The sequence below is a fragment of the Vibrio sp. 1401 genome (assembly GCF_033340295.1).
Window position 1 is genome coordinate 1 of record NZ_JAWOWF010000165.1, and the last position, 966, is coordinate 966.

Annotated in this window: 1 protein-coding gene; it reads right to left on the reverse strand. The window is 48.8% G+C overall.

The window, feature by feature from the left end; translation table 11 throughout:
- A partial coding sequence (locus tag R7Z77_RS24300) for a cystathionine beta-lyase (protein ID WP_318136922.1) occupies window positions 1–935 on the reverse strand: 935 nt, incomplete at its 3' end.
- Window positions 936–966: the final 31 nt, after the last annotated feature.

The window sequence follows — 966 nt, forward strand, 5'->3', positions numbered from 1 at the left end:
AGCACAAATGAGAACAAGCCATTGCCGCCAGTAAAATCACGCTCAAAGAACTCATGACCAGGGCAAGTCTCTAGGGCAGGGTGACGAACATGATCCACTTCAGGGCGGTTTGCCAACCACTGTGCGACTTTCAAACTGTTTTCAGCGTGCTGGCGTAAGCGAATATCCAAAGTGCGAATGCCTCGTAGGCCAAGGTAAGCGTCATCAGGAGAAACGCATTGACCCATCAGGTAGCTTTGTTCGCGAAGCTGATCCCAGTATTTCTCAGACGCCACTGCGGTGCCGAGCATGACGTCAGAGTGTCCAACGATGTACTTTGTCGCCGCTTGAATAGAAATGTCCACGCCATGTTCGAAAGGTGAGAAGTTCACGCCGGCGCCCCACGTGTTATCGAGCATCACAATGATATCGTGCTCGTGAGCGATGCGCGCCATAGTTGGAACGTCTTGAACTTCCATCGTGATTGACCCCGGCGATTCAAGAAACAGTATTTTGGTGTTTGGTTGAATCAAATCACGAATGTTTTCGCCGATCATCGGATCGTAGTAAGTGGTTTCTACGCCCATCTTTTTCATGATCACGTTGCAGAAATCACGTGTTGGTTCGTAACACGTATCAACCATCAAAATATGGTCGCCAGCTTCAACGAAAGAAAGGAGCGCGTTAGAAATAGCTGCCGTTCCGCAAGGGTAAAGAGCACAACCCGCACCGCCTTCGATCTCGACCATTGCGTCTTGAAAAGCAAAGTGAGTGTTAGTACCACGACGCCCGTAAAACAGCGTTTTGTTTGCGCGGTTTATTGCGGCTTGGTTTTTCTCTGCAACAGTATTAAACACGACAGTAGAAGCGCGTTGTACTGGCGGGTTTACCACGCCGTTGGTCCACTTCTTATCGCGGCCTGCGGTAATGAGTTTGGTCTTTTTGCCCTCTGACATAAAAATTCCCTGTCTTAAATATTACAATTTG